The sequence below is a fragment of the Mycobacteriales bacterium genome (assembly GCA_036497565.1).
Taxonomy (GTDB): Bacteria; Actinomycetota; Actinomycetes; order Mycobacteriales; family QHCD01; genus DASXJE01.
Genome location: DASXJE010000093.1, coordinates 1 through 3,647 on the forward strand (window position 1 = coordinate 1; position 3,647 = coordinate 3,647).

General features: G+C 71.6%; 5 protein-coding genes. 3 read left to right on the plus strand and 2 right to left on the minus strand.

What is annotated here, in order from left to right; translation table 11 throughout:
* Positions 1 to 242, minus strand: a 242-nt coding sequence (locus tag VGH85_08350) for a response regulator (protein ID HEY2173806.1), incomplete at its 3' end; no start/stop codon positions are given.
* A 94-nt stretch (positions 243 to 336) separates the two neighbouring features.
* On the opposite strand from VGH85_08350, the gene VGH85_08355 reads away from it, so the two are divergent.
* The 3 genes from VGH85_08355 to VGH85_08365 are packed head-to-tail and all read left to right on the plus strand — an operon-like array spanning position 337 to position 2,946.
* Positions 337 to 1,698 (plus strand): ferric reductase-like transmembrane domain-containing protein, encoded by a 1,362-nt coding sequence (locus VGH85_08355; GenBank protein HEY2173807.1) that lies wholly within the window; start codon positions 337 to 339, stop codon positions 1,696 to 1,698.
* Positions 1,699 to 1,709: 11 nt separating this feature from the next.
* Complete coding sequence (locus VGH85_08360) at positions 1,710 to 2,159, plus strand: FMN-binding protein (protein HEY2173808.1); 450 nt, start codon at positions 1,710 to 1,712, stop codon at positions 2,157 to 2,159.
* Complete coding sequence (locus tag VGH85_08365; GenBank protein HEY2173809.1) at positions 2,152 to 2,946, plus strand: FAD:protein FMN transferase; 795 nt, start codon at positions 2,152 to 2,154, stop codon at positions 2,944 to 2,946. Before VGH85_08360 ends, VGH85_08365 begins: the two co-directional genes overlap by 8 nt.
* A 5-nt stretch (positions 2,947 to 2,951) precedes the next feature.
* Here the strand turns inward: VGH85_08365 and VGH85_08370 are convergent.
* On the minus strand, positions 2,952 to 3,647 hold a 696-nt coding region (locus VGH85_08370; GenBank protein ID HEY2173810.1), incomplete at its 5' end, for a fibronectin type III domain-containing protein.

Below are 3,647 nucleotides of genomic sequence, written 5' to 3' on the forward strand. Positions count from 1 at the left end.
GCCGGCGAGCCGACCGACCGCGACCGGAGCCGGCCGAGCAGGTCGACCCCCTCGATCGCAGGCAGGCCCCGGTCGATCACCATCACGTCGAACGGGCGGGTCAGGCCGAGGTGCAGGCCGCGCTGACCGTCGGATGCCACCGTGACGGCGTAGCCCTCGTCGGAGAGCAGTCGCTCGAGCATCGCCAGCAACGCCTGGTCGTCCTCGACCAGCAGCAGGGTACGGGTGTCGGCTCCGGCCATGGCCCACAGCCTGACACGCGGACCGTGGCGGCCCGGATCCGTGGGTTGTCCCGACTCAAAGACCTTTCTCAGGTTCAGGACGCACTCTGATGCCATGACCGCCTACCCGGGGGCCCGGCGCCGGGCCTTCGCACGCCGTCCGGCGCTGCCCGTGGCGACCCTGGTGCTGTCGGCGATCGCCGTCGGCGCGGGGCTGGTGGTGCTGCTGTGGCTGCACGACACCCCGGGAACGCTGCACAGTTTCGGTGACTACCTCACCAACGCCGGCCGGATCACCGGCCTGCTGGCCGGCTACGCCGTGGTCGTCCAGGTGTTGCTGATGGCCCGGCTGCCGTTGCTCGAGCGCGGTGTCGGTGCCGACCGGTTGGCCCGCTGGCACGCGTTCGGCGGCCGCTACACGGTGTCGCTGATCGTGGCGCACACCGTGCTGATCGTCTGGGGCTACGCGGTCATCGCGCACGCCTCGCCGATCGGTGAGTCGATCACCTTGCTGCGCAGCTACCCGGACGTGCTGATGGCCACGGTCGGCGCCGGCCTCTTCATCGGCGTCGGCGTCGTCTCCGCACGGGCCGTCCGCACCCGGATGCGCTACGAAACCTGGTACTACCTGCACTTCTACACCTACCTGGCGATCGCGCTGGCCTTCGCGCATCAGTTCGCGACCGGCGCCGATTTCATGACCAACGCCCCGGCCCGCCTGCTCTGGATCCTGCTGTACGCCGGGACCGCTGCGCTGCTGCTCTGGTTCCGGGTCGCGGCGCCGGTGCGGGCCGCGGTGCGGCACCGGATGCGGGTGCACTCGGTGGTTCCGGCCGGCCCCGGCGTCGTTTCGGTGGTGGTGTCCGGCCGGCACCTCGATGAACTCCGCGCCGAGTCCGGGCAGTTCTTCCGGTGGCGGTTCCTCACGAGGGACGGCTGGTGGCAATCGCACCCCTACTCGCTCTCGGCGGCCCCGCACGCGCGGTTCCTGCGGATCACGATCAAGTCGCTCGGCGACCACACCCGCGGCATGGCGCTGGTGGTCCCCGGCACCCGGGTCGTCGCCGAGGGTCCGTACGGAGCGTTCACCGCCGCCCGCCGTACCCGCCGCCAGGTCCTCCTGCTGGCCGGCGGCATCGGGATCACGCCGTTGCGGGCGCTCTTCGAGACGATGCCGGCCGAGCCCGGCGACCTCACCCTGCTCTACCGCGCCAACGCCGCCCAGGACCTCGTCTTCCGCGACGAGCTCGAGGCGATCGCGCGGGAACGCGGCGCCCGGCTGCACTACCTCCTCGGACCGCCGGGCGGCCCGACCGATCCGCTGCTGCCGCAGCGGCTGATCAGCGTCGTCCCCGACCTCGCCCGGCACGACGTCTACCTGTGCGGGCCGGCACCGATGGTGGTCGCGGCGACGTCCTCGCTGCGGCGGGCCCGGGTGCCGCGCCGGCACATTCACCACGAGTCGTTCGACCTGTAGGGGGAGGACCGATGAGACGTGCTGCCCTTACGTTGTTGGCGACCGTGATCGGCCTGGTGCTGCTGCTGAGCTTCAAGGCCGCTCCCCGCGGCAATACCGCTCGGCCGGCCGCGATTGCGCCCGCGACGACCGGACCCTCGGAGTCGCAGAAGGCCACTCCGTCTCCGACAGCCCGGTCGACGGGGACCCGCACATATGACGGCACGACCGTCAACACGCCGTACGGCCCGGTGCAGGTGCGGATCACGAAGGCCAACGGAAAGCTGACCGACGTCACGACACTGCAACTGCCGAACGCCGACCCGCAGTCGCAGCAGATCGCGTCGTACGCCGCCCCGTTGCTGCGCAGCGAGGCGCTGAAGGCGGGCAGCGCCAAGATCGACATCATCAGCGGCGCGACCTACGACAGCCAGGGCTATGCGCAGTCGTTGCAGGCAGCGCTGGACGCCGGCAATGGCTGACTCGCTGACCGACGGCCGGCCCCGGCAGCGGTGGGTCGAGCACGCGATGGGCACCGTTTTCAGCATCGACCTGCGGGATCCAGGTGTGTCGCACGACGTCCTGGCGGAGGTCGTCGCCTGGTTGCACGAGGTCGACGCGACGTTCAGCACCTACCGGCCCGACAGCGCGATCAGCCGGATGGCCCGGGGAGAACTGCGGCTCGCCGACTGTCCCCCCGAGGTCGCCGAGGTGCTCGACCTGTGTGCTCGGGCCGAACGCGACACCGAGGGCTACTTCTGCGCCCGGTGGAACGGCGGCCTCGACCCGACCGGCCTGGTCAAGGGGTGGAGCGTCGAGCGCGCCCACGCGATGTTGGTGGCTGCGGGCTCGCGCGCGCACGCGATCAACGGCGGCGGGGACGTCCGCACGAACGGGCAGCCGGCACCGGGCGAGCCCTGGCGGATCGGGGTCGCGCATCCGCTCACCCCGGGCGTCTGCGTCACCGTGGTGACCGGACCTGATCTCGCCGTCGCGACTTCGGGCAACGCCGAACGCGGCGAGCACATCCTCGACCCGTTCACCGGTCGACCGGCCGACGCCCTGGCCGGACTCACCGTCGTCGGTCCCGACCTCGCTCTCGCCGACGCCTACGCGACCGGCGGCGTCGCCATGGGCCGGCATGCCGTCGACCTGATCGCCGGGATCGACGGCTACGAGGCGTTTGCGGTCACCCGGCACGGACGACTGTGCTGGACGCCCGGCTACCCGGAGGTCGGCGCCATACCGCCGCTCACCGCAGTCGGCTGAGCCGGCTAATCGCGGTTGCGCGGGAAGAAGAAGGCCGCGCCGACGACCTTGTTGTGGCCGGTGCTGCGCAGGCTCGACGCATGGTGGACATGCTTGAGCTTGTTGGTCGGCGGCGGCGGCACTTCGATGCTGGTGGCGGCGCCGGTCGCAGTCTTGGTCACCACCGCGACGTCGTACCGGTAGGAGTCGCCCGGCGCCGGCAGCTTCGAGCCGACGTGCAGCGGCTTGTCCACCGCGACGGTGCGCACCGAGACCACCAGATCGGCGTTGCTCTCGTCGATCAGCCGTACGACGTAGGCCGTCACCGTCGTGCTCGGGTCCGGCGCCGTCCAGGTGAGCGCTGCCTTCGCCGGCGCGCGGGTGACCTTCAGCCCGCCCGCGACGATCTGCGGCGAGGTCGGGGTGGCATCGACCGCGGCCGCCGACGCCGGGCCCACCTTGTTGTAGGCGGTGACGACGACGGCGTAGGCGTGGCGGTTGACCAGACCGGTCACCGTGTCGGAGAACTCGACACCCGCCGGACATTCCGTCGCGCACGGCAGGGTCTCGTGGATCGCCTTGCCGGTCACCCGGTCGGTCAGGGTGAGCCGATAGCCGAGTACGCCGCTGCCCGCCGACGCAGGCGCGGTCCAGGTGATGGTCGCGCCCGAGTCGCCGGCCACGACGTTCACCAGGCGCGGCACCGACGGCGCGGTGGGCGG